The sequence below is a fragment of the Streptomyces sp. NPDC005483 genome, assembly GCF_040606035.1.
Lineage (GTDB): Bacteria > Actinomycetota > Actinomycetes > Streptomycetales > Streptomycetaceae > Streptomyces.
Map to the genome: position 1 here is coordinate 97,716 of NZ_JBEXEA010000010.1, position 25,523 is coordinate 123,238.

Here is a 25,523-nt window from a genome sequence, read left to right on the forward strand (position 1 = left end):
GACAGACATCGGTACGCGGCTCAGTCCCACAGCTCACTGCTGTCACACACCCGCGCACCCATGTTGCGCTCCATCATGTGCAGAGCCGCGTCCGCGAGGTCGGAGTGGATGTGGGCGACCGCGTCGCGCGGAACGACGACCTCGAAGTGGCGGATGTGGGCGTCGAGGGCGGAGTAGAGCACACACTGCTCCGTCACCTGGCCACACAGCACCAACCGCTCGATGTCCTGTTGGCGCAGCAGATAGGACAGCGGCGTCTCGAAGAACACCGAGTGACGTGCTTTGAGCACGAACAGCGACGAACGGTCAGGTTTCACCGGTTCCACCAGATCGGCATGCGGCCCCGCGAGAGCCTGCTGGAGCAGCTCACCGTGATGAGAGCGCCACTCACCGAAGTTGTCGTTGACGTAGATCACCGTGACGTCCTTGGACCGGGCTGCCTTGAGCAGGTCGGAGAGGACCGGAACCACCTTGCGAGCCGAGGGGAGCAGCTGTTCGACGTCGGGGTGGTCGTACGTGTTGATCATGTCGATGACGATCAGTGCGGTCTTGCTCATGGCCCCCGGGTTCCCACGGGCACGGGCGTCAACAGGGATTACGACACTGTCTTGGGGCGAACGGGGCAGCGCACCACGGCCACGCACCACGGAGCGCGCGGATACGCACCCGCTCTACGTGTGCGTGCGGTCCGTGACGCCGGGGACTCCGGGAACGGCGCCGCCGAAGCGCTCCCTCGTCGGCCGAAAACCGGCGTTCACGTGTGGCGATTTGCCCGTCTGGCATGGTCAATTCAAGCCGTTACGTTGATGCTTGCATGACAACATCGGGCACGCAGTGCCACCCTTCTCCGGGAAATCACATTTCCCTCACAGGTTCAGCGCGCCGAGATCAGCCGCGTTTCCGCCACCCCCCACCTCCTTCCACCCGCATGCCGTGCAGCGCTCCGGACCGGCGCACCCCGCCGATCCGCTCGTCCACGGCCCCCACCACGGGCCGGCCCTCGTACCGAAGGAGAACCCGTTGTCCCTGACCCACCGCGCGCTCGTGCGACGCAGACGCGCAAGTGCCCTTGCCCTCACCGCTCTTGGCTCCCTGCTCGTCGCGGCCACCCCCGCCCTGGCCGGCCCGGCCCCGGCGGACCCGGGGCGCGCGAAGATCACTGCCACCCCCCGGGCCGGCGCGGCCCAGACCTCCCTGACCCCAGCCCGCCGCACCGCGCTGGTCAGGAGCGCCCAGTCCGCGGCGGCCGGTACAGCGCGGCGCATCGGCCTCGGCGCCAAGGAGAAGCTCGTCGTCAAGGACGTCATCGCCGATGCCGACGGCACCACGCACACCCGCTACGAGCGCACCTTCGCCGGCCTGCCCGTCCTGGGCGGTGACCTGGTCGTCCACGACAGCAGCGGCCGTACGACCGTCACCAAGGCGAACGCGGCACGGCTCTCGGTGCCCTCGCTCAACCCGAGGATCACGGCCGCCCGCGCCACCGCCAAGGCCCTCGCGACCTCCAAGCGGGACCGGGTCGAAGACGCCCAGGCGGGCAACGACTCCCGCCTCGTCGTCTGGGCGGCAACCGGCAAACCCGTACTGGCATGGGAGAACCTCGTCAAGGGCGTCCAGAGGGACGGCACGCCCAGCGAACTCCAGGTCGTCACCGATGCCTCCACCGGCAAGGAACTCCTGAGCGCCGAGAAGGTGCACACCGGCGAGGGCACAGGACAGTACGTCGGTACGGTCCCGCTCGGCACCACCCCGTCCGGATCGGCGTACCAGCTCGTCGACCCCGACCGCGCCGGACACAAGACGTACGACCTGAACCAGGGCACCTCGGGTACCGGAACCCTGTTCACGGACGACAACGATGTCTGGGGCAGCGGCCTGCCGTCCGACCGTCAGACCGCCGGCGTCGACGTGGCCTTCGGCGCCGCGGCCACCTGGGACTTCTACAAGGAGGCCTACGGCCGCAACGGCATCCGCAACGACGGTGTCGCCGCCTACAGCCGCGCCCACTACGGCAACAACTACGTCAACGCCTTCTGGCAGGACTCCTGCTTCTGCATGACCTACGGCGACGGCTCGGGCAACACTCACCCGCTCACAGCGCTCGACGTGGCCGCCCACGAGATGAGCCACGGAGTCACCGCCGCCACCGCGGGCCTGCTCTACTCGGGCGAGTCCGGCGGTCTGAACGAGGCGACCTCCGACATCTTCGCCGCCGCCGTCGAGTTCCACGAGAACCTCTCGGCGGACCCCGGCGACTACCTCGTCGGCGAGAAGATCGACATCAACGGCGACGGCACCCCGCTGCGTTACATGGACGAGCCCTCCAAGGACGGCGCCTCGCGCGACAGTTGGAGCTCCACCCTGGGCGGCATCGACGTCCACTACTCCTCCGGTCCCGCGAACCACTTCTTCTACCTGCTCTCCGAAGGCAGCGGCACCAAGACGGTCAACGGCGTCTCCTACGACAGCCCGACCTACGACGGCCGGCCCGTCACCGGCATCGGCATCGAGAACGCCGCCGCGGTCTGGTACCGCGCGCTGACGACGTACATGACCTCGACGACCGACTACGCCGGCGCCCGCACCGCCACCCTGTCCGCCGCCGCCGACCTGTTCGGCGCCTACAGCCCGACCTACCTCGCCGTCGCCGACGCCTGGGCCGCGATCAACGTCGGCAACCGCATCGCCCTCGGCGTCAACCTCGCCCCGATCGCCGACCAGACCAGCGGCATCAACCAGGCGGTCAGCCTTCAGCTGGACGCCTACACCACGAACACCGGAGCCGCGCTGACCTACGAGGCCACCGGCCTGCCCGACGGCCTGGCCATCAGCCCGAACGGTCTGATCAGCGGAACCCCGACCGCACTCGGCACCAGCGATGTCACCGTCAAGGTGACCGACAGCACCGGGGCGAGCACCTCGGACACCTTCAGCTGGCAGATCGCCTACGTCTACGCCAACGCCTCCCGCGTCGACATTCCCGACAACGGGGCCGCCGTCGAGTCCCCGGTGACCATCACCGGCCGTGACGGCAACGCCTCCGCGACCACCACGGTCTACGTCAACATCGTCCACACCTACCGCGGTGACCTGACCGTCGACCTCGTCGGCCCCGACGGCACCGTCTACTCCCTGCTCAACCGCAGCGGCGGCTCCGCCGACAACGTCGACCAGACCTTCACGGTCGACGCCTCCGCACAACCGCTGAACGGCACCTGGAAGCTGCGGGTGCAGGACCGGGCCTCCATCGACGTCGGGTACATCGCGCGCTGGCAGCTGGCACCCTGACCTGACAGCACACCGCCGCCCGGGTCTTTCGGGATCCGGGCGGCGGAGTTCGGGGCCGTCGACATCCTTGCTGTAGGGGCTCAGGGGCCCGGTATCCGCTGCCGCGTACGTCCTTCGAAAATCAGCTCCTGGGCTTGAGATTGCTTCCGGGGCGGAGTGCGCCGTCCTCGCCGAGGTCGTCGAGCACGGCGGACAGACCGACGCGCAGCATCTTCCGCCGGACGCGGCCCAGGACCTGGCTCATCATGAGGCCGCCTGCATCACAGCTACTGGCCCTGGACGAACAGCTCATGCAATTCGACCGGCGGACCGGCGGCGCCTTGCACACTCAGCCGTTCCTTGTGGCCGCGGGCGACCTGGCTGCCTACCCCGACGCTGGCCACCTCGCCTCCGCGCCCGCCTGGTGTCTGTCGCCGAGGACTCCGGACGCCGCACCGGCAACCTTCACCGGCCCCAGCGCTACAGCCGTCGCCTGCTTCGCCCGCCGCCACGTCGACATCCTCTGGGCCCTCCTCCGCGACAACCGTCTTTTCACGCCGGCACCACCAACAGCGGCTGGGCACCGGTTCCGCGGAAGTAACCTCACCCCGTGATCACAGCCGAGCAAGCACACCGAGTCGTCGAGATGCATCTCGCCCAGACGCCCGCAGAAGACGACATCGCCGCCGTCATCATCAGCATCACCGAGCACCGCTTCGGCTGGGAGTTCCACTATCAGAGCGCCACCTGGGCCAGGACCCGCCGGACCCGCGACCTGTGGGTGGGCACCGGCCCCATCGTTGTGGACCGGCGCGACGGCGGCCTGCACCAACTCGGAGGCCCCCAGTTCGGTGACACCGTCGCCGACTACCAGCGCCAGTACGACAACGAAACGTCAACACTGCTCTCCGGCGACCGGCCCACCGAGGGCACGAAGTACGACTACCAGGAGGCCCCCCGGCTTTGGTGACCGGCGCTCTGGCGATTGCCGACGTCTGCACGGCGCACGCCAGGACGCTGCCCATGGCCGGCCGTCTCCTTCCCGTACTGCCGTCCCCTTATCATCAACGTCACCCTCGGGATGCGGACCGCGGAACAGGTCGGACGTGCCCGCGGCGAACGGGCCCGGAAGGAGTGCGCGGTGTCTCTCACGGACAAGGCAATATCGCAGATCCGGGAGCTGATCCGCACCGGAGCGCTGCCGCCCGGCTCGAAGCTCCCGCCGGAGCCGGAGCTGGCCGCCCAGCTCGGCCTCTCGCGCAACCTGGCCCGGGAGGCCGTGAAGGCGCTGTCCGTCGCCCGGGTCCTGGAGGTCCGGCGGGGCGACGGCACCTACGTGACCAGCCTGCAGCCGAGCCTGCTCCTGGAGGGGCTCGGCGGTGCGGTGGAACTGCTGCAGGGTGACTTGACCGCGCTGCAGGACCTCATGGAGACACGGCGGCTCCTGGAACCGGTCGCCACCGCGCTGGCCGCCACCCGCATCTCCGACGGGCAACTGGCCGAAGTCGAGCGGCACCTGGAGGCCATGCGTGAAGCCCGGGACGACGTCGAGCGGCTCAACGCTCACGACGCCGCCTTCCATCGCGCCGTCATCTCCGCCACCGGCAACGAAACCCTGCTCACGCTCCTGGAGGGCATCTCCGGGCGTACCCTGCGTGCCCGCATCTGGCGCGGCCTTGTCGACACCCAGGCCTCGGACCGGACCCTCGCCGAGCACGAGGCGATCTTCCGGGCACTGTCCGCCCGCAACGCCCCCCTCAGCCAGGCCGCCGCGCTACTGCACGTCAGCAACACCGAGCAGTGGCTGAGAGGCCACGTGCGCTCGGGAGAAGCCCTGCCGTGGGGCGTGACAGCCGAGTCGTGACGGGTGGGCCCGGCCGACCGAGGGGCCCCAGGCAGTCACGACGAACGCCGGGGGCCGCCGCAGCCGGCACCCGAAAGGGCACGCGTATCGCCGGCTTCGGTGAAGTGGCCCACGTGCCGCCAAGCCGGAGGAGTCGCCGCCTGGGGTCTGGACTCGGCATGCTGGTCGCCAATTTCCGCAACGTCTGGGACGGCTCCGTGCAACCCATCGGCCCCGGAAGACTGACCACCGTGGACCGGTGCATTCGTCGTGGACGCCGGTCACGTCGACCGGCGCCTCCACGGGAGTGTCGGACGGCAGTAGTGACTCGACCGGCTGTGTGTCCGGTCTACCAGCCGACGGCCACCAGGAGCCACTGCGGGTTGGCGTGGGAGATGAAGGTGGACTGGCCCGCCACGTCGTCGTAGGGGAAACCGTAGGCGAGGTGGTTGATGGCGTTGTCGTGCCAGAACTTTGCGTAGTAGTTCGCCGGTGCCGCCTTGTAGAACTGCGCCGGGTCGGACTGCTGGGAGGCCGGCAGGGTGGCGACGTGGCGGTTGAGGGCGGCGCACATGTCGGGGTTGCCCGCCAGGGAGGCGGCGCAGCCGAAGATGTCGGAGGTGGCCGCGTTCACGCCCACCGACTGGGCGTACGCGGTGAAGTAGTTGGCGTTCGCGCCGCCCGCGCGGAAGCTCGGATCGCTGCCGGGCGCGATGATCCGGTACGGGGCCTGGGTCCGGGCCAGTACCTTGAACTCGCTCGGCACGGCGTCGGTGAAGCGCTGGAAGGTGGTGGCGCGGTCCTCGGCGAAGGTCTGACGGTTCTCGCCGACCTCGACGTCGTAACCATCCTTGGTGTGCAGGCGCATGGCCAGCTTCAGGCCGAAGGCGTCGACCCGGGTGGTGTTGCCGTTGAAGACGTTGTTGCCGACGGTGAACTCGATGAAGTCGTAGTACGGGCCGTCGGGTGAGCCGAGGTAGAAGTACATGCGGCCCGCGGAGTTGGCGGCCATGTCGAGGTAGGGCTGCTCGGCGATGGAGTGCGTCTGGCCGTTGAAGCTCCAGTACACCTGGCTGTCGGGGTACTTGCCGTTGGTGCGGTTGAGGATCTTCACCTCGACGGCGTTGTTCGCCGGGGGTATGCCGGTGGTGCTGCCCCAGAAGTCGTCCGGCGGAGTGGTGCCGCCGGGGCCGTAGACCTGGAACTCCCACAGCGAGTAGCCGTACGGGGTGCCGCGCGCGGTGCCGTAGAGGCGGACGTAGCGTCCGCTGCCGGAGATGGTGATGTTCTGGGTGCCGCCGGTCGCGGTGGTGGTCGAGTGGACGGTGGTCCAGGTGCCGGCGTCGGTGGAGGTCTGGATCTGGAAGGCGGTCGCGTAGGCGGCCTCCCAGTTGAGGCTGACGCGGCTGAGCTGCTGGACGGATCCGAGGTCGACCCGTATCCATTGCGGGTCGGAGAAAGCGGAGGACCAGCGGGTGCCGGCGTCGCCGTCCACGGCCGCGCTCGCGGGTGTGCCCGCGTTCTCGGTCGATGAGGCGGTGGCCGGTCTGCCCTGGGACAACAGCTGGTCCCCGGCGCGCGCGGGCGTAGGGGCCAGGACGGTGAAGAAGGCGGCGATCAGGGCGAGGACTATGCCGAGTGCGGCGCGTGAGTGCGTGGTGCCCGGCGGGGGACTGCTGGTGGGGGCGCTGACAAGCCTCTGCATGTGAGTCTCCTCAAGCCGTTGCGGCGTGCGGGGGGATTGGAGCAACAGCAGATGTGAGAGCGCTCTCTCGGTGCGGGTGTTCCCGGGCCGGGGCGTGCGGGAGCGAGTCGGCGACGTCATTGCGGGCGATGCCCGAGAGCGCTCTCTCGACGAGGAGTGTTGAGGGCATGTCATCAAGATGTCAAGGGATCCGGCGGGAGTGGACCGGGAAAGATTTCAACTTCCGAAGGCTTGCCGAAACTTACGACTCATCAGTTAAATCAAGACGTGAACTAAGCGCCGCCGCGGCGAATGCACCATGTCCCAGGCCCCTGCCGTCGGCGCTCCCCACGCTTCCCCGACGCACCCGCAGGAACCTTCATGAGACTCAGATCCCTGGGTGTCGCGCTTGCCGCCACGGCAGCACTGATCACCCTGCCCATCACCCGACTCCCGGCGGCCGCAGCCCCGAGCGCCGACGCGAACCTGTCCCAGGGCAGGACGGCGACGTCCTCCTCCACCGAGAACCCCGGCACCCCCGCGAGCGCGGCCGTGGACGGCGACACCGCCACCCGGTGGTCCTCGGCATTCACCGACGACCAGTGGCTGCAGGTCGATCTCGGCGCCACGGCCTCCATAAGCCAAGTCGTCATCAACTGGGAGACCGCCTACGGCAAGGACTACAAGATCCAGTCCTCGAACGACGGCAGCACCTGGACCGATCTGCGCTCGGTCACCGGAGGAGACGGCGGAACCGACACCCTCGACGTCTCCGGTCAAGGCCGGTACGTACGGCTCCTGGGTGTCCACCGTGCCACCCAATGGGGCTACTCCGCCTGGGAGTTCGAGGTCTTCGGCGCCATGGGCGGTGGCAGCGGCCCGATCCAGGGCGGCGGTGACCTCGGCCCGAACGTGATCGTCGTGGACCCTTCCACCCCCAACCTCCAGCAGAAGTTCGATCAGGTCTTCGCCCAGCAGGAGTCGGCGCAGTTCGGCTCGGGGCGCTACCAGTTCCTGCTCAAGCCGGGCACCTACAACGGCATCAACGCCCAACTCGGTTTCTACACCTCGATCTCGGGCCTCGGACTGAACCCCGACGACACCCAGATCAACGGTGACGTCACCGTCGACGCGGGCTGGTTCAACGGCAACGCCACCCAGAACTTCTGGCGTTCGGCCGAAAACCTCGCCATCAGACCGTCCAACGGCACCGACCGCTGGGCCGTGGCACAGGCCGCGCCCTTCCGTCGCATCCACATCCAGGGCGGCCTCAACCTGGCGCCCAACGGCTACGGTTGGGCCTCGGGCGGCTACATCGCCGACTCCAGGATCGACGGCACCGTCGGCCCGTACTCCCAGCAGCAGTGGTACACCCGCGACAGTTCTGTCGGCGGCTGGACCAACGGCGTGTGGAACATGACGTTCACCGGTGTGCAGGGCGCGCCGGCGACCAACTTCGACTCGGGCCCGTACACCACCCTCGACACGACGCCCGTCTCCCGCGAGAAGCCGTTCCTCTACCTCGACGGCGGCACCTACAAGGTGTTCGTGCCCGCCAAGCGCACCAATGCGCGCGGGGTGTCCTGGCCGGCGAACGCCGGCACCTCGCTCCCGCTGGACCAGTTCTACGTCGTCAAGCCGGGCGCCACCGCCGCCACCATCAACCAGGCGCTGGCCCAGGGCCTCAACCTGCTGTTCACCCCCGGGGTCTACCACCTCGACCGGACCATCGACGTGACGAGGCCGGGCACGGTGGTGCTCGGACTGGGCCTGGCCACGATCGTGCCGGACAACGGCGTCGACGCCCTGCACGTGGCCGACGTCAACGGCGTACGGCTCGCCGGTTTCCTCATCGACGCCGGTCGCGCCAACTCCGACACACTGCTGCGGATCGGCGAGCCCGGCGCCTCCGCCGACCACGCGGCCGACCCCACCACCATGCAGGACGTCTTCGTCCGGATCGGCGGGGCGGGACCGGGGCTCGCGACCAACTCCGTCGTCGTCAACAGCGACGACGTGGTCATCGACCACACCTGGCTCTGGCGCGCCGACCACGGCGACGGCGTCGGCTGGGACACCAACCGCGCCGACTACGGCCTGAAGGTCAACGGCGACGACGTCCTGGCCACCGGTCTGTTCGTGGAACACTTCAACAAGTACGACGTGCTGTGGAGCGGCGAACGAGGCCGCACGATCTTCTTCCAGAACGAGAAGGCCTACGACGCCCCGAACGCCGCCGCGATCTCCCATGACGGCATCGTCGGCTACGCGGCCTACAAGGTCGCCGACACGGTGGCGCAGCACGAGGCGTGGGGGCTGGGCAGCTACTGCAACTACACCTCGGACCCCTCGATCGTGCAGCACCATGGCTTCCAGGTGCCCGTCAGATCCGGTGTCAGGATGCATGACCTGCTGGTGATCTCGCTGGGCGGCAAGGGCCAGTACGCCCACGTCGTCAACGACACCGGCGCGCCTACGTCCGGCACCGACACGGTGCCCTCCAAGGTCACGCAGTTCCCGTAACCGACGCGAAGGCGCCGCCGTCGGCCCGTCACCGAAGCCGCAACTCGTGGGCATCGGTGGCGGGCCGACAACACTCCGGGACAGCACTCCGAATCCCCTGAGAGCTGGAGGCCCTTGGGGCGCTTTGGGCACAACAACCGTGAACCTGAGGAGCAGGATCCTGTGCTACGCCGAGGCGGGCGAGTGCGGGGAGCGGAGCACGAGCAGGGTGATCTCGCTGGGGGCGAAGACGCGGAACGGCGGGCCCCAGAATCCGGTGCCGCGGCTGGTGTAGAGGAGGGTGCGGGAGCCGTGGTGGCTGAGACCTGCTAGCGCGGGCTGATCGATGCGGACGAGGTGGTGGAAGGGCCAGATCTGGCCGCCGTGGGTGTGTCCGGACAGCTGGAGGTCGATGCCGGCTGCTGCTGCCCGGTCGATGAACTTGGGCTGGTGTGCCAGGAGCAGGACGGGCAGGTCGGGGTCAGCGCCGTTCAAGGCGCCCGCAAGGTGGGCGCGGTGGCCCGCCAGACCGGAGGACTCGGCGGTGACGTCGTCCACGCCGGCGACGACGAGGGTGTGGCCTCCGCGTTCGACCAGCACATGGCGGTTGCGCAGTGGCTCCCAGCCCAGCTCGTCCATCAGATCGACCCAGCCTTGGGCTTCGCTGTAGTACTCGTGGTTGCCGGTGACGTAGACACGGGCGCGAGTTGCCCGCACGGTACCGAGGGGAGCGGCCTGGGCGCGGCGGCGTTCGGCCGTGCCGTCCGCGATGTCGCCGGTGTGGCAGACCACGTCCGCTTCCAGGGAGTTCACCGTCTCGCACACCCGCGCTGACCAGCGGGCGCGATCGAGGGGACCGTAGTGGGTGTCGGTGATGAGGACGACCCGGAGGCCGTCCAACCCGGCACCCAGCCGCGGGAGTTGCACGTCGAGTCGGCGCACGCGTGGCACGCGGCGGGCCTCGGCGTACCCCCAGGCGAGCAGGACGGCGGTGACACCGAGGACGGCCCAGGTGACGATGCGGGCGCGGTCCTGGCTCTCGCCGACGCCGGCCAGGGTCAGGGCGAGCCGCAAGAAGACGCCGAGGAGAACGGACCAGGTGAACAGGACCCAGCTGGTGCCCAGCAGGGTGTCACCGATGATCGCTGCCCAGTCCTGCTGGCGCCGGCCGTGGCCGCGCGCCATCGCGAGCGGCATACCGACGAGGCCGAGGACGAACAGGGTGGTGCCGACCAGCGTGACGGGCAGCGGCCAGTGCTGGCCGCTGTACAGCAACACGCCGCACGGCACGGCCCACAGCAGAACCGGGGCGATCAGGGGGAGGTAGCGCATCAGGCGGTGCAGTCGGCTCGGCCGCGGCGCTCGCGCTTCACCCTCCGCGGACTGGGTGTTGCTGGTGGCGCTCACGCTTGTCCTCTCTGACCAGGCTGCCGTCTGGCGCACTGTATCCGGTCGCCCACTGGCGGGACGGACCGGCATTCAGACCGTAACAGCCAAGCCGTCGGGGGACTGTTCAGTTCCGGTGGCCGACCGCCGATGTGCGCCCTGGAGCACGCTTGGCCTGGCGTCGCTGATGTGGCGTGGTTGTCCCGTCGTCGACGCCTGACGGGCCGGCCGTACGGCACATCTTGCTCCGAGGGCCTCGGCATACCGCACGCGGTCGACGAGAACCTGCGTCGGGCCGCGGACTGCGCCCGCGCCCTCTGGTCCTCTGGCTTTCTGCGGGAGAAGTCGTCTCGTGGTCGATCCGTTCATCCATTGCCGCGCCTCGGCTCCCTGCGGAATGCGCCGTCGCTCCAGGCCCACGCGCAGGAGCCGCTGCGCCGCCCAGCACCGCGCACCCGTACCCCGTACCGGCCGCGACCAGGCTTCCCGAGAGCGCCACTGCCCACATCGACTCGGAACGGATCGGCGGCACTGCCCCGAACAGGCCCCTCGCGTGAAGGCGGCTGACCGTGCACCTCGGTCTGACCTACGCCCCTGTCTTCCCCTCCTCGACGGAGGCCGGTGACCGCGCCGCGCAATAGGCCGATCGACATCGACACCGATGGGTCGTCGACCGACATCACGCCAAAGATGCCTTCGGAAGAGTTCTCGGGGATCGGCAAAAAACTGATGCGGGCCGCGGACACTGTCCGCGACCCGCACCGGAGGACCGCATCCGTGTCACGCGGCGTTCGGGCTGCGTGTCACGGAGGTACGCGCCTCAGCCGGCCTTGGCGTTGAACGGCGAGGCCGGCCGAGGCCGCACATCAGGCGTGGCGGTGGGACCGCCGGTTGCCCGTGACCACTCGGTACAGCACGAGCAGGATGAGGGAGCCGATGATGGCGGCCACCCAGGTGGACAGGTCGAAGAAACCGTCGATCGAGTCGACACCGAAGATCACCTTGCCGAGCCAGCCCCCAAGAAGACCGCCGACGATGCCGATCAGCATGGTGATGATGATTCCGCCCGGGTCCTTGCCGGGCAGCAGAAGCTTGGCGATGGCGCCGGCCAGCAGGCCGATCAGAATCCAGGCGATGATGCCCACGTCTCCTCCTCGTTCAGGAATACCTTCCCCACCCGAATGCACGCGGACGGGAAAGATAAACCTTGAATAAGGGTGGCCGACGCGAGGCGGACAGCCCGCTGCCGAAGTTCTGACTCGCACCATGACCGCTCGTCCACCCCCCTGCCGAAGAAGCGGGCGCCCACCGGGAGTTCGCCCGTCCTTCCCGCAGATCGCTGGCGCCGTGGGCCGATTGTCGACGGTACGGCCGTCTGCGGCGCCGTCGATCGGTGGCCGAACGGTGCGGCCTCGGCGGCGTCGACGCAGGGCCCTCAGGGGTGCCCGCCGCAGCTCCAGCCTGTGATGGCCACCCCTTCCTGGGGCGGTGGGGTGTGCGCGGCGGCGTGTTCCACGCTGCGAGCAGCCGGTGGCGTTCCTGCAGCGGGATCCACCTGTCCAACGGCCGTCTACGACCACGCCGTGGATACGGCGGGTGTTGCGGATGTCTCGCAGAGGGTCGGCGTCGAGGACAACAGATCTGCAACCTGCTCACGGGCCACGGTGCCTACGGCAGGCAGGCAGGCAGGCAGGCAGGCAGGCAGGGCAGGCGGGCCGAGGGCGCGGGCCGCCGCGTCCTGTGTGGCCGCGCGCAGGGCCTCGCGCGAGGTGAGGCCGGCTGCCACGAGCAGCACCAGTTCGCCGTGCAGGGCAAAGCGCGGGACGAGGTATCCCGTGCCGGTGTCGGTGCCCACAGCCGGCCGCCCACCCGCGCCGTGCAGCTCGCTCACCAGGTGGAGCCGGTGCGCGAAGATCCGGCGAATCTGCCGGTCCTGCTCGGGGCTGTGCCCACCGGTGAGGACTACCAGCGGGTCCGGCCAGCTCTGCACTTGCCAGGCGGGCAGTGACGTTGCTTCCTCGCTTCCTCACGCAACACGACGGGTGCCGTCAGCCTCTCGACTTGGATTTGGAAACTGGTCGGTTTACGATGGCGTGAAACCGGCCGGTTTCCGTTTGGGGGGCGGCCGGGACCGTGATCCACGGTTGCCGTCGTAGCTTCGTCGACGGTGGTCGGGGCGCCGACAGGGCTCATCCTCAACCGGTCGCCGCGAACCGTGCTGAAGGGTCTTGAGGCAGAAAGTCCCCGGTCTGCGATGGCGCCGTCCGGTCACTTCCCGATCCAGTTGTGTTGTCCAGGCCGGAGTAAGTCATGAATGGAATCCATCCCTTCCGCGTGCTGCGCGCGAAACCCCTGTGGATCGCCAGCGGTGTGATCACAGGTGTTCTCGCGCTGCTGTTCGCCGTGCTGTACGTCGGCGCCAACATCGATCCGGCCGGCCACATGAAGAAGCTGCCCGTCGGCCTGGTCAACGCCGACAAGGGAGCTGCCGTCGGCGGCAAGCAGGTCAACCTGGGGGCCCAGATCACCGGGTCGATCAAGAAATCCACCGCGAGCGGCGACAAGATCGACTGGAAGGTGATGGACGAGAAGGAGGTGAAGGAGGAACTCGGCAAGGGCAAGCTGTACGGCGCGCTTGTCGTCCCCGCCGACTTCACCTCGTCGGTCACCGCCCTGACCGGCACCGCGGCCACCGGGACGCCGGTCCGCCCGGCGCTGACGGTGCTGACCAACCAGTCCGCCGGCAGCCTGGGCTCCGGCCTGGCCCGGACGGCGACTACCCAGGCGGCCGAGAGCGCCTCGCTGAACGTGGGCAAGGAGCTGACCGCCCAGATCGGGCCCGCGCAGGCCAAGCTGCCCGCCGCGGCCCGTGTTCTGCTCGCCGACCCGGCCGCCGTCACGGTGAAGGACGGCCATCCGCTCGACGCGCACAGCGGCCTGGGCCTGTCGGCGTTCTACTACGCGCTCGCCCTCGTGGTGTGCGGCATGCTCTCCGCCAACGTCATCAGCGGCCAGGTCGACCACGCTCTCGGCTACACCCATAACGACATGGGCCCGCTGCGCATGCACCGCCCGCTGATCCGGGCGACCCGGGTGCAGACCCTGGCCGTCAGCAGCACCCTCTTGGCGACTCTGTCCCTGGTGATGGGCACGCTGGTCATGGTGGGCGCGGTCGGCATCATGGGCATGGACGCCTCCCACCTGCCGCTGCTGTGGCTGTTCTCGGTGTGCGCCGTCGCGGTCTCCGGGATCGGCGCGCTCACGCTCCTCGCCGTGTTCGGCACCCCCGGCATGCTGGTGGCCACGCTGGTCTTCATCGGGATGGCGGTGCCGACGGCCAACGCCACCACGCCGATCCAGGCACTGCCCGGCTTCTACCGGTTCCTCGCGGAGTTCGAGCCGTTGCGGCAGATCACCGGCGGCATCCGCTCGATCCTCTACTACGACGCCCAGGGCGACGCGGGTCTGACCCGGGGCTGGGTCATGATGGCCGCCGGCCTCGTGGCGGCCCTGCTGTTCGGCTTCGGCGTGCTGGGGTGGTACGACCGCAAGGGGCTGCACCGCATCCCGGTCGAGGCGGAGCCCGAGAAGAACGCCAGCGCGGTGTAGCGGAACGCCTCCCGCATCACCCAGGGCGGGGCCGTTGTGCGGAGCGGCCCCGTGCGTAACGTCCGTTGTGGGGACGAGGGGCGGCGCACCATCAGGGCTCGGCGACAGCCTTTCCTTCTCCCCCCGAGACAGCCGCCGAGCCGCTGCGCGGACTCCAGGTGCCCCGGACGGTGCCGACGGCTCCCGGCACCCAAGGAAACCGATCGGTTTCTATTTCGTCCGATTCGAGTTACCCTCACGGTATGACCACCGAAGTGAAGCCAAGTTCCAGAGAGCGCCTGCTGGAAGCGGCGGCCACGCTCACCTATCGAGACGGTGTCAACATCGGCGTCGACGCACTGTGCAAGGCGGCGGGAGTGTCGAAGCGCTCCATGTACCAGCTGTTCGAGAGCAAGGACGAACTGCTGGCAGCAAGCCTGAAGGAGCGCAGTGCCGCCTTCGTGGCCGCCCTCCTGCCCCCGGCGGCCGACGGCCGCTCCTCCCGCGAGCGGATCCTCCACGTCTTCGAGCAACTGGAGTCGCAGGCGGGCGCGCCCGAGTTCCGAGGCTGCCCGTACCTGGCTGTGCAGATCGAGCTGAAGGACCAGAGCCACTCCGCGAGTCAGGTGGCTCACCGGATCAAGGCGAAACTGACAAACTTCTTCCGCACCGAGGCCGAACAGGGCGGCGCGAGCGACCCCGACCTGCTGGCCCGACAGCTCAGCCTGGTCTTCGACGGCGCCAGCGCCCGCGCGGGGATCGGAGCCGACGCGATGACGGGACTCATCGCCCCCACGGTGGTCACCCTGTTGGATGCGGCGGGCGTGCGCTGACGCCTCGTCTGTCCAGAAGGCTTCGTGCCTTCCGTGCCTTCCGGCTACTTGGCGAAGACTCGTGCGGTCCGGTTCGGCATCCGGGGCAGCTGCACGCTTTCCCAGACCCTCATCCAGACCGCGCGGACCCATTCATCTGCCTGTCGAGCCTCTCGGGTCGCGTCGAAACCAGCCGATCAGCCGCGCGTAGGCGTTCGCCATGTCCCGAAGGGCTGGCACGCGTCACCCCGCTCGACAGCCTGGCGTTCATCGACCTCAACGTGGTCAGCGGCAGGTCTGGTCACCACCACCACCGCCATCCGGCAGGTGGGCCATGTACGCCGGAGCGGTGAGTCCGAAGGCGGACGCGAGATGATGATGAGCCCGTGTCCCCGGACACCCTGGGCGCCTCTGCCGCCTCCAAGCAAGCGGTCGCGGGACTCTTCGAGTCTGTCGACCGCGAGGTCCGCGAACGCGGCGTGCGGGCCCTGATCGTCGAACCCGGCCGGACCGGCACCGGGTTCGCGACGAGCAGCACGCAGCCCGGCACACCCCTGGATGCCTACGAGAAGCAGCGTCGCATCACCGATCAGGTTCTCGCGACGGCGGTCACGGAACGGGCGATGCCCCCGCGGCCGTCACCAAGGCGATCGTGGTGGCAGCAACCGTTCGGGGTAGAACCCACGATGCAACACTGGCCCGCAGGCCCGGCACATCAGCACGCTGCGCCGCATCGTCCCCTCCCTGGAGGGTGCTGGCGTAGGCGAGCGAGCAGCCGCCCACGCCGGCCAGCGCCACGACGTTGCCCAGCAGCTGGATGCGCTAGATGCCGTACAGGCCGAGCGTGGGTGCCCAGAAGGAGCGCCTGATGTCCCAGGAGTTCCAGGACAACGAGTCCTGCGTGAAACGGCGACCCGCCTTCATCACGTTCATCACGCCGACGCGGAGCGCGGGCGAGGGCCGGCGAAGCCGGACGATACGGCGGCCGATCGGCGCGCCGGTCCCCGCAGGCAGGGTCACTGTCCCACCCCCCTCCCTGTCAGTCGAGGGTGGTGGTGGAGCCGGACGGCGACCAATGCGGTGTGTCGATCGGCGAGTAGTGCGTGTCCTTCTGGTCCAGGCGCTCCATCCGGCGTCCGGAGTGCTCCTTGAGCACCTCGGCGTCGAGCGGGGCCTCGAACGCGTTGTTCACCAGGGTGTACTCGGCGGCGAGTCGTCCCACCGGAGCGATGGCACCGAAGTCGATCCGGCCGCCCACATAGAGGTCGTCTCGGACGTAGAAGCGCACCACGTTGCCCCACACGACGTTGTTGAGTCCGTCGGGAGACGAGAAGATGTGCTCGACGGTGCACTCGAACGCGATGGGCGCCCCCTTGATGCGCGGCGGACGAACGGCTTCCGACGCCACCTTCTCCAGCCCGACCGCGTCGAACTCGTCGACATCGGGCTCGAACTCGAAGGCGCTGCGGTTGAGCCCGTTGATCTGCGGCAGGGTGGCCATGTTGGCGACGAACTCGCCGGTGTCACGGATGTTGACGAAACTGTCCTTGAGCGTGGCCCCGTCCGAGCGCGGCTGAATCGACAGCGAGATCCGAGGCGGCTTGCGTCCGACGACCGTGAAGAAGGAGATGGGGGCCAGGTTGCCCACACCTTCGGTGGACAAGGTGCTCACCCAGGCGATGGGGCGGGGAATGACACTGCCGATGAGCAGCTTGTAGGCGGACTTCGCGTCCAGGTCCGCGGAATCGATGATCATATTGATGTCCTCTGGCTAGCGGCGAGTGGGGGAGAGGGGCGGCGATCAGCGGCCCTTGAAGGGGAGGACGGGCCGGGGGCGGCCCTCTTCGAGGGCCTTGGCGGCCGAGGCCAGGCCGTCCTTGACGTCCTCGGTCTCGTAGAGCGGGACGGCGAGGTCGAACAGCTGCTGGTCGGCGGACGGGATGCCGCCGGTGGCCCAGGCGCGCAGCAACGCCTTGTGTACGACGTGTGCCCGAGTGGGGCCTGCGGCGATCTTTTGGGCGAAGGCCTCGGCCTCGGTGCGCAGTTGGTCGTCGGGAACGACGTGGTTGATGACCCCGGCCTCGGCCATGACCGACGCGGGTACTTGCTCGGAGGTCAGTGCCCATTCGAAGGCGCGGGCCCGGCCGGCCCGTTCGGCCACGCGGTAGATTCCGCCGAGGAGGGTGACGATGCCGAGTGACTGCTCGGGATGGCCGAAGCGGGCGCTCTCGCCGGCGAAGATGATGTCGGCGCGCAGGGCTAGTTCGAACCCGCCGCCGAAGCACAGCCCCTGGACCGCGGCCACGACCGGGACGGGGAGCTGCTCGAATCGGTTGATCACGGCCATGACCTGGTCGAAGTCGGCTCGCAGGCTGGTGCGGTCGGCGCCGACCCAGGGCCGGAAGTCGCCACCGTAACTGAAGTCGGGTCCCTCGGCCCGCAGTACGACGGCGCGGGCCGAACTGCGCGTGATGGCGTCGACGGCTTCGCTGAGCTCCTCGGCGAACTCGGGCGCGAATCGGTTCTGCGGGGGGTTGTCGAGGACGATCGTGGCGATGTCGCCATCGATGGAATGGGTGAGAACGGGCATGGCATTTCCTTGACTTGGGACAATGCGGCCGGGCTCGCGGCCCACCGGGTGAGGCGGTCGTAAGACCGGCCCTGGGCAGATTGCGCGGCGGCTGGAGACTGCGCGCTGTACGGCGCGAGGGTCAGGTGGTCGTCGTCAGCGACGGTCACCAGTACCGGTTGGTGTGCGTGGGGGTCAGGTCCGGGCCGTCAGCGATACGAGGTCACAAGCAGTGCGGGAGTGGGGGAGGCGTGGTCGTACGCCGGCGCCGGAAGGTCATCGGTGACAAGTGGGTCATCGGCACCCCTGCGACGGTGTCGCCACCGTTCTCCCGTTCCGGAGCGCACGGAGTGTCTCGGGGGCTATGGGGGCTGACGAGCTCATGAGCGACACCCTTCGTGCGGCTGCGTTGCCGGTCCGACTGAAAGAACTGTAAGCCTATAGCTCATTTCAGTTCAAGGAGGCGTGCGTGCCGTACCCTGAGGCAGTGGCCACATGGCCACGGTCATGTCGGCACGATGCGACGAGTGAAGGGGGCAGGGCCATGCCGTGGTCCGCATCCACGCGGTACGAGGTCGACCCCGCTCCACTCGGGCTGGCGCTGGTGCACGACCTGCTCAACACGATCTCCGCCGGCCGCCCCCGGGCGGCCGATCTCCTGGACGACCTCGCCGAAGCGCAGGCGTGGGTCGACCAGGCTCTGGACTGCTGGGCCCACGAGGCGGGGCAGGCCGTCTCGCAGGTGCGACTCACCGAGAACGATCTCGAGGAACTGCGCGGCCTGCGTGCCGAGTTGAGACGGCTTCTCGCCGCACCGGACGGCGACGGCCCAGGCGGCGACGACGCTGACGTGGTGCCCGCCGTTCATGTCGCGGCGGCGGCCTTGCGGGTGGAACGCAACGGGCGGGTCGTCCTGGAGGCGCGCGGACAAGGCTGGCGGTACGTGGCCGCGCTGGTACTCCTTGAGATGTTCCAGGCCCAGCAGGCGGACGCCTGGCGTCGGCTCAAGATCTGCCGCAACGCGCGTTGCGCGACGGCCTTCTTCGACCGCTCCCGCAACAACAGCGGCGTGTGGCACTCCACAAAGACCTGCGGCAATGTGGAGAATCTGCGAGCCCACCGGGCGCGTCAGCGTGTGCGGCCCGCCGGGTTGTAAGCCGTCGGGTCCGAGGGCGTCGAGGAGCTGCTGCCCGGCGTGTTGTCCAGTCCACCTGGGTGGCGTCGGCGGCCGTGTTGCCTGCTGACTGTGACATGTGAGATGTCATCTCTGAAACGACTGTGAGCTATTTACTCACTTCAAGATCCCGTCGGAAGTTGCTCCAGCGCGGAAGAGCTTCAGGGCATGGCGAAGGCCACATGCACTTGAGTGACATAATTAAAAGCCATACGCTCCTTGCGTGGCGGGGCGGATCACGTCGACCGCGCCCTCAGGCTCGGTGCCGATCAGGTATCAGCCGTGGCCGAACGCCGCCGTCTACGGGGCGACCAAGGCCTTCGTGCTGAACTTCACCGAGGCGCTGTGGCAGGAATCGCGCGGGACCGGCCTGCGCGTGCTCGCCCTCTCCCGGGCCCCACCCGCACCGAGTTCTTCGACACGGCCGGCTCCGACGACATGGCCCGCGGTGTCCGGCTGCAGACCCCGAGCCAGGTGGTCACCACCGCACTGCGCACGCTGGACCGGCGCAACCCGCCGAGCCAACGTTCTGGCCTTCGGCGCAATGTCCCAGTGGCAGAGGCGCTCGAGTCGGCATGGTCGGCGCTGACATTCTTCGGACCCCTTCCCGGCATGCCGCGCTGGTGACCGAGATTCGCACCAGTACCAGCTTTCGCGAACACGGTGCCCACGTGCCCGTCATCGAGGCCATCGCATGGGAATCACGCGCGTCGAGATTGACGAGCCCCGACGCGATCGTGCGCGACCAGTGGTACCCCACGCCCCTTCCGGCGGTACTCGACCACGAGGGCGCAGGCATCGTGGAGAAGGTCGGCTCCGCGGTCACCGGCGCCACGTCCGGCGACCGCGTCGTGTTCAGCTTCGCCAGCTGCGCTGCGTGCGCCAGTTGCAACTCCGCCCACCCCGCTCACTGCACCGCGATGACCGTGTGCCTGCTGGTGCAGGTGCATGCGGCGGTGTGGGACGAGACCGCCCTGACTGCAGTGTCTGCGGACCTGAGTGCCGCCACCGACTTCGCTGGCTCGCGGGACGTGGGGGAACCTCCCCGGCGTCAGAGAGAAGCCACCCGGTTCTCGTGCACCCGCAAGTGCATCGTCGCCAAGTCCAGTAGCGGCACCGCGATTTCGGACTGCCGGGCGCGGGCCGTCAGATCGCCGAGGAGATGCTCGACCTCGGTCGGGTGGCCGGCGAGCAGGTCGCGCTGCATCGACGTCACCCCCGGCGAGCCTTGCTGTGTGGCCATCGCGCGGGCGTTCGCGAGGCCCTGCTCGGACAGCGGATGTCCGGCTGCCGCGGCGATCGACGCGCACTCGTCGATCAGCGCGGTTGCCAGTTGCTCGCCGCCCGGTACGGCGACGATCTCGCCGACGGTTGCGCGCATCAGGCAGGTCATGGCACCCAGACTGGCGATGAACATCCACTTGGCCCACATGGCGCCGTCGATGTCCTTGGACAACGCCTCCGGGAACGCGGTGCTGAGCGTCTCGTCCAGCTCGTCCAGCGCGACTGGCGCCGTGCCGGCGCGGGCACCGTACGCCATACCTTCCATGTCCCCCACACGCAGGATGTCACCGTTGGTGTCGATCGTGGTCAGGACGCGGGCCACGCCGCCGAGCACCCGGTCCGCGCCGAAGCGCTTGTCCAAAGTGTCCAGATGCCGTATGCCGTTGAGGAATGGCAGAACCAGCGTGGTCGGACCGACCGCCGGAGCGAAGTCCTCGATCGCCTGGTCCAGCCCGGTAGCCTTGACCGTCACCAGCACGATGTCGAACCGCTCCGTGACCTCGCCCGTGACCAGGAGCTTCGGCGCGAGTACGGTGTCCTCGCCGCAGCCGGTGATGCGCAGCCCGCGTTCACGCAGTGCCTTCGCCCTGTTCGGCCGTACGAGGAGCGTCACGTCCCAGCCCGCCTGTATCAGCCGTGCACCGAACAGCCCGCCGGTCGCTCCAGCCCCTATGACCAGTACGCGCATCCTTGTTTCCTTTTCCACAGTCTTTTGCATTCGATCTCTTGGCTCGGGACGGAGGCTTCGCCGTCAGGGCGAACCGACGGATTGGCCGTCGCATCCCGTTTTATGGAGCTTCGGCATCGATCCCGGCGCGCCGTGTTGAGCAGGGCGCGTCAGCGGGGCGGACGCCGTCTGAGCTAGGGGAGTTCAGCTCTCGCCGACGCCCCCGGCTGCAGTGGACTTCGGGCCGCCGTAGCCGTGTGCGGACAGATCGAACCAATTGCCTTCGGGATCCATCGCTCGGAACTCCGCGAACGGGCGGGTCGTCGGCCGCTGTGCCGGACGTTCCACTCCGGACGCCACCAACCGCTCGGACACAGCGTCCACATCCTCAACCTGGAAGCCGAAGTGGTTCATGCCCAGTGGGGCTTCACCGTCGAGCTGATGCTTGATCAGGGCGAGACTGAGATAGCCGTCCGACAGGAAGCAACTGCCGTCCGGATCACGGTGGAAGAGCTCCATTCCGAAGTTCTCGGCGTAGAAGGCAGCGAGTTTCTCCGGGTCGCGGGCGACCATGGCCAGGTGGCGTAGTTTGGGTGTGCTCATGGAAATCAACTCCTGGGCGCAGCACCGAAGTGCGAGATGGTGTGGACGTGCGTTCAGGTAGGCCGGACCGGGACCATGTTGTGGAAGGCGATGATCTGCCATTGCCCGTTGCTCTGTTCCACGACTGCCAGGGCGTGGGTCGAGGCGATCACGGTCCCGTCGGGCGCGACCACTGAGGAGTCGACGTCCACGGTGGACAGCCCGGGGCGCAGCGTACGGATGCGGTGAATCTCGGCCCTGAGTGTGGTGCCCCGGTAGACGCTGTGGAACAGCCGATCGTGTCCGGCGGCGACCTCCGTGCGCCCGTGGTGGCGGTCTCTGCGGACGGTGGTGAAGTCGCAGTCCGTCGCGAAGTCGGCGGCGAATGCAGTGGCGTCACCGGCCGCCCAGCCTTCCGCCATTCGCGCCCAGATGGTGCGGATCTGCTGCTGGTCGTCGTGCATCAGTTCACCTCTTCGCGGACGCGGCTGCGCCGGCGTCGGCCCGTATGCGCAGCTCCAGCTCGGTGCAGCCGACTTCGGGCGCATCGGCCTGTGGCGGGCCCCATGCCGCAAGGGCGTGGTACATGGCTTCACCCTGCTGTTCGAGGTAGCAAATGACATTCACCGGCCAGGCGGTGCCCGCGAAGACATGGGTGTCCATGGGTGTCGGACGCTCGCTCAGCCGAGCGCCGCGCTCCTCCGGAGGCCCGATGCGGTGCCAGTCGGGGTGCATGTGAATGGACCCCAGGACGTCGAGTCCGTCCTCCTCCGCGGCGCGGGTGATCCGCAGAACGTCATGGGAGTCGATCCACCAGCCACGGTGCTCGTTCTCGTAGGCCCTGCCGAAGCGGGGCACTATCGCCTCCGAAAACTCCAGCTGGGCGGACGGATCGGTAGCCCGTGAGTTGCGGCCGAAGGCACTGCGTTCGACATAGGCGGTGTCGTCCTCCAACCGGCCGAGGAGAACAGCGAAGCAGGGCAGCGGCTGCTCCGGGGTGATGAAGCTGTATTCCGCCAGGGCGGAGGCCAGAAAGGGGGTGAGTGCCTGGTGGTCCATCAGTACTGAACGGACCGGCGGACAGAGGGGGTCGTCGAGCGAACTCAAAGACGATCAGCCCTTTCGCTCATGGTTGTGAGTAGGACGTGTCGCCGCAGCAGGTGACCGGCCCGGGGCGCCCTTTTGGAAGGGGACGCCCCCGAGCCGTGTCGTGGAATCGGCTTTCGGGGCGCCCCTTTGGGTACACTCCGAAGGCCCGGAAGCCGTCTGCCTCAGTCAGCGGAACGGGTGGGCGTGCTGCGGCAGTCCACGTGTGGACGGGGAGCGGCTGCTCTGCCATGGCACGGCCGCATACGGCATGTCAGACCTGAGGGTTGCCGTTGGCGCTGGTCGCGGCAACGGCCGTCGTGGCATCCCAGTGCTCGACGATCTGGCCCTTCCTGTTGAATCGGAAGGTGTCGATCTCGACGGTGCCGCGGTCACTCGCGTTGAGCTTCTGCAGGCCCTGGACGACGACCAGATCGCCTTCGGTGACCGTGCGCTTGATGTCGAGGCTCAGGTCGGGGTTCTGCTTGACGAAGCCGGTGGCGGCGGCGATGAACGCGGGGCGGCCGTTGCCGACGTAGGGGTTGTGCTGGGTGTAGGTGTCCGGGCTGATGAACTTCTCGGCCGCCTTCTGCGGTTCGTGCTTGTTGAAGGCGATGTCGAGTACGGCGATGGCTGCCATGCGGTTGTGCTGTTCCTGGTGGGAAAGGTGTCCCGAGGCCTGAGGGTGCTGGTGTTCGGGCGTGGCAAGGGCGGACGGAGCAACCACGGCGCCGGCCGCGATCACGGCGGCGACGGCAGGGAGAGCAAGACGGAGTGTGCGGTTCATGGAGGAATTTCCTTCTCTGACCGGCAGCATGACGGTCCGTGTCACGGCGGGTCTGCTGCCGGATCGGTTGGTATCACGGCCAATCGTCCGGCCCGCCATGCCGGGAGGGGAGACGCATAACGGAGGGATGATGGCCAGAAACTGACATGCTCGACCTGCCGGATCGCCAGGCTCGCATCTACACCAGGAGCAGCGGGTCTGCGGGCAGCTGAGCCGACGAGAGACCGTGCTGACGGTCGTCAGGGCTCGCGGTCTTCATGCCGTACGACGCCACCGGAACATCAGGCGTGGTCCTGCGGAGCACTCCAGTCTCCGAATGCAGGCGGTCACATGCCTTGACGGGCCCGAAGAGATGACCATGACGGTGCTGCAGTTCTACCCGGCGTAGCGGGCGTGGAGACCGGGCCCACGCGTGGCTCGGCCGCGGCAGGAATCTCCCTTTAACCGTTGCCAGAACCGGTCTGTGCCAGGAGGGAATCCCTGGCACCACCATGAGCGGTGGCGCGGAAGGCGATGGGTGTCTGACCCGTGCGTTGATGGAAGTACTTGCTGAAGTGCGTAGGGCTGGGGAAGCAAAGCTGGGCGGCGATCTGGACGGCGGTTTGGTCGCTGTGCATGAGCATTCGCTGGGCCTCGACGATTACCCTGCGATCGATGAACTGCTTGGCCCCGATGCCGGTGGCGTCGAGGGTTGCGCGGGAGAGAGTGCGGGGCGAGTAGCCCAGGAGGCGGGCGTAGTCGGCTACGCGGCGAGTGCGGCGGAAGTGCTGCTCTACGGCGTCTCTGAATCGGAGGTACGTCGTGTCGGGATCGCCGTCGAGTTGGTGTAACGAGGTGCCCGGGGCTCCCTTCAGGTGAGCCAGGCGGAGGACAAGAACGGCGAGGAGTTGGCGGAGTACGGCAGTGTGCACGTGCAGCGGCAACTGCCCCGGGTTCCGGAATTCCGTGGCCAAGTGTTGGAGCGCCATCTGCAGGGCGTGGCTGTCCTGCGCGGCCGGGGCGCGGACCACAGGGTCCTGAAAGTCGTCCAGGCGGGCGGCCGCGGCCGTGGGAGTGTCGAATATGTCCTGCCGAAAGAGGATCAGCGTGCCTTCCGACTGGGTGAGGTCCCCCCAACGCTGCACCTGTCCGGGACGTGACCACAGCCAGGTGCCGGGGCCAAGGGTGTAGTCGGTGAAGTCAACGGTGTGCCGCAGACTTCCGGAGGTGACGGCGAGCAGGTGATGGAATGCGGGCCTCCGTGGGTGACTGCCGTCCCCGATTCCGGCGCAGGCGCGAAACTCCGCCAGTGACAGCACATCCAGCCCGGCTGGAGCACTTGCTGAAGGCTTGAAGGGGACCTCCGGAATCCCCTGCGGGTGATGGTGTCGCATTTTGACCGTCATCAATCGAAGTGCACCCACCATGTCGACGGTGTGTTACTGCCACCGACAGCGGAGCCGGTAACTATTACGTCTGTGACCGCGTGCCGTTCGCGCGCCGTCAGCCACCGCTACGCGGAGATGGCCGCGTTGGCTTCCTCCGCCGTCACGAGCTTTCCGTCGAGGCCGCCCATGGTGTGGAGGTCTCCGAAGACCTCGATGCGCAGGGACGCGGTGACGCCGCCGGCCTTGACGGGCGCGAAGCCGGCCGTGGTGATGAGGCGTTCGGTGGTGGCGGCGGCCTGGTCGTCGTCGGTGGCGTAGAAGAGGACGGCGGGCTGCGGGACGCGGTGGGCGCCTTCAGCGAGTTGCCCGGCGGTCAGCGTTCCGAACGCCTTGGCGAAGTGGGCGCCTGAGGGCAGGAGCGAGGCGATCACCTCACCGGCGGACTGGCCGTCGGGCAGGGTGCGCGAGACGGTTCCGCCCTCGAGGCTGATCGGGTTCGAGGGGTCGATGACGACCTTGCCCGCGAGCAGATCAGCGTGTTCGGTGATCAGTTCCTTCATCGTGTCGAACCAGACGGCGAACACCACGGCGTCGGCCTGGGCTATGGCGTCACCTACGGATGTTGCGCTCGCCGATCCGCCGAGCTCCTTCGCCAGTGCCGTGGCCTGCGACTGGTCCCGGGAGGCGAGGACGACCGGTTCCCCGCCGCTCACCAGGAGCTGTGCCACTGTCTTGCCGATGCTTCCGACTCCGATGACCGCCGTTGCCATGTCGTCCTCCTGCGGTGGGGCGCGAGTGTGGTGATCGCGTCCGACGTTACGGATACGCGGCAGGCAGCGGATCGGTCACCGTATCGGTCATGGGGTTGCCAATTGTGGTTGAACTCGAGGTAGTGCGAGTGGCTTGGGGGTCTGCACCCCCTTAA

Annotated in this window: 22 protein-coding genes and 3 pseudogenes; 9 read left to right on the top strand and 16 right to left on the bottom strand. The window is 68.3% G+C overall.

What is annotated here, in order from left to right; all coding sequences use genetic code 11:
• Positions 1-20: 20 nt before the first annotated feature.
• Positions 21-557 (bottom strand): isochorismatase family cysteine hydrolase, encoded by a 537-nt coding sequence (locus tag ABZT06_RS20680; RefSeq protein ID WP_355742514.1) that lies wholly within the window; start codon positions 555-557, stop codon positions 21-23.
• 463 nt (positions 558-1,020) lie between these two features.
• Between ABZT06_RS20680 and ABZT06_RS20685 the strand changes: the two genes are divergently transcribed.
• Positions 1,021-3,288, top strand: a complete 2,268-nt coding sequence (locus ABZT06_RS20685; RefSeq protein WP_355743072.1) for a M4 family metallopeptidase — start codon at positions 1,021-1,023, stop codon at positions 3,286-3,288.
• 121 nt (positions 3,289-3,409) lie between these two features.
• Here ABZT06_RS20685 and ABZT06_RS20690 read toward each other — a convergent pair whose 3' ends face one another.
• Positions 3,410-3,535, bottom strand: a complete 126-nt coding sequence (locus tag ABZT06_RS20690; RefSeq protein ID WP_355742517.1) for a hypothetical protein — start codon at positions 3,533-3,535, stop codon at positions 3,410-3,412.
• Between the two features lie 91 nt (positions 3,536-3,626).
• Here ABZT06_RS20690 and ABZT06_RS20695 point away from each other — a divergent pair.
• From ABZT06_RS20695 to ABZT06_RS20705, 3 genes and pseudogenes are all read left to right on the top strand, one after another.
• Positions 3,627-3,881, top strand: a pseudogene (locus ABZT06_RS20695) (hypothetical protein); the annotation flags it as partial.
• Positions 3,878-4,237, top strand: coding sequence for a YrhB domain-containing protein (locus ABZT06_RS20700; protein WP_355742520.1), 360 nt, complete (start codon positions 3,878-3,880; stop codon positions 4,235-4,237). The pseudogene ABZT06_RS20695 and the gene ABZT06_RS20700, both read left to right, overlap by 4 nt.
• Positions 4,238-4,408: 171 nt before the next feature.
• Positions 4,409-5,131 (top strand): FadR/GntR family transcriptional regulator, encoded by a 723-nt coding sequence (locus tag ABZT06_RS20705; protein WP_355742523.1) that lies wholly within the window; start codon positions 4,409-4,411, stop codon positions 5,129-5,131.
• A 328-nt stretch (positions 5,132-5,459) separates the two neighbouring features.
• On the opposite strand, the gene ABZT06_RS20710 is transcribed toward ABZT06_RS20705, so the two are convergent.
• A complete protein-coding gene (locus tag ABZT06_RS20710; protein WP_355742526.1) occupies positions 5,460-6,815 on the bottom strand; it encodes a beta-1,3-glucanase family protein in 1,356 nt (451 codons plus the stop codon).
• Positions 6,816-7,175: 360 nt separating this feature from the next.
• Between ABZT06_RS20710 and ABZT06_RS20715 the strand changes: the two genes are divergently transcribed.
• Positions 7,176-9,317 carry a discoidin domain-containing protein gene (locus ABZT06_RS20715; RefSeq protein WP_355742529.1) on the top strand — a complete coding sequence of 714 codons (2,142 nt, stop codon included), beginning with the start codon at positions 7,176-7,178 and terminating at the stop codon, positions 9,315-9,317.
• A 165-nt stretch (positions 9,318-9,482) separates the two neighbouring features.
• On the opposite strand, the gene ABZT06_RS20720 is transcribed toward ABZT06_RS20715, so the two are convergent.
• The 3 genes from ABZT06_RS20720 to ABZT06_RS20730 all read right to left on the bottom strand — a co-directional run bounded on the left by ABZT06_RS20720 (position 9,483) and on the right by ABZT06_RS20730 (position 12,672).
• Positions 9,483-10,703: a metallophosphoesterase gene (locus ABZT06_RS20720; RefSeq protein ID WP_355742532.1), complete on the bottom strand. Its 1,221-nt coding sequence runs from the start codon at positions 10,701-10,703 to the stop codon at positions 9,483-9,485.
• Between the two features lie 845 nt (positions 10,704-11,548).
• Positions 11,549-11,827, bottom strand: a complete 279-nt coding sequence (locus tag ABZT06_RS20725) for a GlsB/YeaQ/YmgE family stress response membrane protein (protein ID WP_355742535.1) — start codon at positions 11,825-11,827, stop codon at positions 11,549-11,551.
• Positions 11,828-12,252: 425 nt separating this feature from the next.
• The gene (locus ABZT06_RS20730) at positions 12,253-12,672 is read right to left on the bottom strand and encodes a hypothetical protein (protein ID WP_355742538.1); all 420 of its coding nucleotides are present in this window, start codon (positions 12,670-12,672) and stop codon (positions 12,253-12,255) included.
• A 320-nt stretch (positions 12,673-12,992) separates the two neighbouring features.
• Here ABZT06_RS20730 and ABZT06_RS20735 point away from each other — a divergent pair, with 320 nt between their 5' ends.
• Together ABZT06_RS20735 and ABZT06_RS20740 are read left to right on the top strand one after the other, a co-directional pair.
• Positions 12,993-14,291, top strand: coding sequence for an SNG1 family protein (locus ABZT06_RS20735; RefSeq protein ID WP_355742541.1), 1,299 nt, complete (start codon positions 12,993-12,995; stop codon positions 14,289-14,291).
• Between the two features lie 242 nt (positions 14,292-14,533).
• On the top strand, positions 14,534-15,103 hold the full coding sequence (locus ABZT06_RS20740; protein ID WP_355742544.1) for a TetR/AcrR family transcriptional regulator: 570 nt from the start codon (positions 14,534-14,536) through the stop codon (positions 15,101-15,103).
• A 726-nt stretch (positions 15,104-15,829) separates the two neighbouring features.
• On the opposite strand, the pseudogene ABZT06_RS20745 reads toward ABZT06_RS20740, so the two are convergent.
• The 3 genes and pseudogenes from ABZT06_RS20745 to ABZT06_RS20755 form a co-directional block, all read right to left on the bottom strand.
• Positions 15,830-16,027, bottom strand: a pseudogene (locus ABZT06_RS20745) (cholesterol oxidase); the annotation flags it as partial.
• Positions 16,028-16,121: 94 nt separating this feature from the next.
• Positions 16,122-16,838, bottom strand: a complete 717-nt coding sequence (locus ABZT06_RS20750) for a flavin reductase family protein (protein ID WP_355742547.1) — start codon at positions 16,836-16,838, stop codon at positions 16,122-16,124.
• Between the two features lie 45 nt (positions 16,839-16,883).
• Positions 16,884-17,672, bottom strand: a complete 789-nt coding sequence (locus ABZT06_RS20755; protein ID WP_355742549.1) for an enoyl-CoA hydratase/isomerase family protein — start codon at positions 17,670-17,672, stop codon at positions 16,884-16,886.
• 523 nt (positions 17,673-18,195) lie between these two features.
• On the opposite strand from ABZT06_RS20755, the gene ABZT06_RS20760 reads away from it, so the two are divergent.
• Together ABZT06_RS20760 and ABZT06_RS20765 are read left to right on the top strand one after the other, a co-directional pair.
• Positions 18,196-18,807 (top strand): CGNR zinc finger domain-containing protein, encoded by a 612-nt coding sequence (locus ABZT06_RS20760; RefSeq protein ID WP_355742552.1) that lies wholly within the window; start codon positions 18,196-18,198, stop codon positions 18,805-18,807.
• Positions 18,808-19,562: 755 nt separating this feature from the next.
• A pseudogene (locus tag ABZT06_RS20765) lies at positions 19,563-19,745 on the top strand (alcohol dehydrogenase catalytic domain-containing protein); the annotation flags it as partial.
• Between the two features lie 131 nt (positions 19,746-19,876).
• On the opposite strand, the gene ABZT06_RS20770 reads toward ABZT06_RS20765, so the two are convergent.
• From ABZT06_RS20770 to ABZT06_RS20800, 7 genes are all read right to left on the bottom strand, one after another.
• The gene (locus tag ABZT06_RS20770) at positions 19,877-20,797 is read right to left on the bottom strand and encodes a ketopantoate reductase family protein (RefSeq protein ID WP_355742555.1); all 921 of its coding nucleotides are present in this window, start codon (positions 20,795-20,797) and stop codon (positions 19,877-19,879) included.
• A 183-nt stretch (positions 20,798-20,980) separates the two neighbouring features.
• Positions 20,981-21,379, bottom strand: a complete 399-nt coding sequence (locus tag ABZT06_RS20775) for a VOC family protein (protein WP_355742558.1) — start codon at positions 21,377-21,379, stop codon at positions 20,981-20,983.
• A 53-nt stretch (positions 21,380-21,432) separates the two neighbouring features.
• Complete coding sequence (locus tag ABZT06_RS20780) at positions 21,433-21,822, bottom strand: SgcJ/EcaC family oxidoreductase (protein ID WP_355742561.1); 390 nt, start codon at positions 21,820-21,822, stop codon at positions 21,433-21,435.
• A 4-nt stretch (positions 21,823-21,826) separates the two neighbouring features.
• Complete coding sequence (locus tag ABZT06_RS20785) at positions 21,827-22,417, bottom strand: hypothetical protein (protein WP_355742564.1); 591 nt, start codon at positions 22,415-22,417, stop codon at positions 21,827-21,829.
• A 301-nt stretch (positions 22,418-22,718) separates the two neighbouring features.
• The gene (locus ABZT06_RS20790; protein WP_355742567.1) at positions 22,719-23,231 is read right to left on the bottom strand and encodes an ester cyclase; all 513 of its coding nucleotides are present in this window, start codon (positions 23,229-23,231) and stop codon (positions 22,719-22,721) included.
• Between the two features lie 440 nt (positions 23,232-23,671).
• The gene (locus tag ABZT06_RS20795) at positions 23,672-24,637 is read right to left on the bottom strand and encodes a helix-turn-helix transcriptional regulator (RefSeq protein WP_355742570.1); all 966 of its coding nucleotides are present in this window, start codon (positions 24,635-24,637) and stop codon (positions 23,672-23,674) included.
• Positions 24,638-24,723: 86 nt separating this feature from the next.
• A complete protein-coding gene (locus ABZT06_RS20800) occupies positions 24,724-25,368 on the bottom strand; it encodes an NAD(P)-binding domain-containing protein (RefSeq protein WP_355742573.1) in 645 nt (214 codons plus the stop codon).
• Positions 25,369-25,523: the final 155 nt, after the last annotated feature.

What these genes read in the sequence shown, in the direction of transcription:
- ABZT06_RS20785 (WP_355742564.1), bottom strand. Translation starts at nt 22,417, where the DNA reads ATGGACCACCAGGCACTCACCCCCTTTCTGGCCTCCGCCCTGGCGGAA.
- ABZT06_RS20780 (WP_355742561.1), bottom strand. Translation starts at nt 21,822, where the DNA reads ATGCACGACGACCAGCAGCAGATCCGCACCATCTGGGCGCGAATGGCG.
- ABZT06_RS20690 (WP_355742517.1), bottom strand. Translation starts at nt 3,535, where the DNA reads ATGATGAGCCAGGTCCTGGGCCGCGTCCGGCGGAAGATGCTGCGCGTC.
- ABZT06_RS20775 (WP_355742558.1), bottom strand. Translation starts at nt 21,379, where the DNA reads ATGAGCACACCCAAACTACGCCACCTGGCCATGGTCGCCCGCGACCCG.
- ABZT06_RS20760 (WP_355742552.1), top strand. Translation starts at nt 18,196, where the DNA reads ATGCCGTGGTCCGCATCCACGCGGTACGAGGTCGACCCCGCTCCACTC.
- ABZT06_RS20770 (WP_355742555.1), bottom strand. Translation starts at nt 20,797, where the DNA reads ATGCGCGTACTGGTCATAGGGGCTGGAGCGACCGGCGGGCTGTTCGGT.
- ABZT06_RS20750 (WP_355742547.1), bottom strand. Translation starts at nt 16,838, where the DNA reads ATGATCATCGATTCCGCGGACCTGGACGCGAAGTCCGCCTACAAGCTG.
- ABZT06_RS20715 (WP_355742529.1), top strand. Translation starts at nt 7,176, where the DNA reads ATGAGACTCAGATCCCTGGGTGTCGCGCTTGCCGCCACGGCAGCACTG.
- ABZT06_RS20755 (WP_355742549.1), bottom strand. Translation starts at nt 17,672, where the DNA reads ATGCCCGTTCTCACCCATTCCATCGATGGCGACATCGCCACGATCGTC.
- ABZT06_RS20795 (WP_355742570.1), bottom strand. Translation starts at nt 24,637, where the DNA reads ATGGTGGGTGCACTTCGATTGATGACGGTCAAAATGCGACACCATCAC.
- ABZT06_RS20790 (WP_355742567.1), bottom strand. Translation starts at nt 23,231, where the DNA reads ATGAACCGCACACTCCGTCTTGCTCTCCCTGCCGTCGCCGCCGTGATC.
- ABZT06_RS20800 (WP_355742573.1), bottom strand. Translation starts at nt 25,368, where the DNA reads ATGGCAACGGCGGTCATCGGAGTCGGAAGCATCGGCAAGACAGTGGCA.
- ABZT06_RS20710 (WP_355742526.1), bottom strand. Translation starts at nt 6,815, where the DNA reads ATGCAGAGGCTTGTCAGCGCCCCCACCAGCAGTCCCCCGCCGGGCACC.
- ABZT06_RS20680 (WP_355742514.1), bottom strand. Translation starts at nt 557, where the DNA reads ATGAGCAAGACCGCACTGATCGTCATCGACATGATCAACACGTACGAC.
- ABZT06_RS20740 (WP_355742544.1), top strand. Translation starts at nt 14,534, where the DNA reads ATGACCACCGAAGTGAAGCCAAGTTCCAGAGAGCGCCTGCTGGAAGCG.
- ABZT06_RS20735 (WP_355742541.1), top strand. Translation starts at nt 12,993, where the DNA reads ATGAATGGAATCCATCCCTTCCGCGTGCTGCGCGCGAAACCCCTGTGG.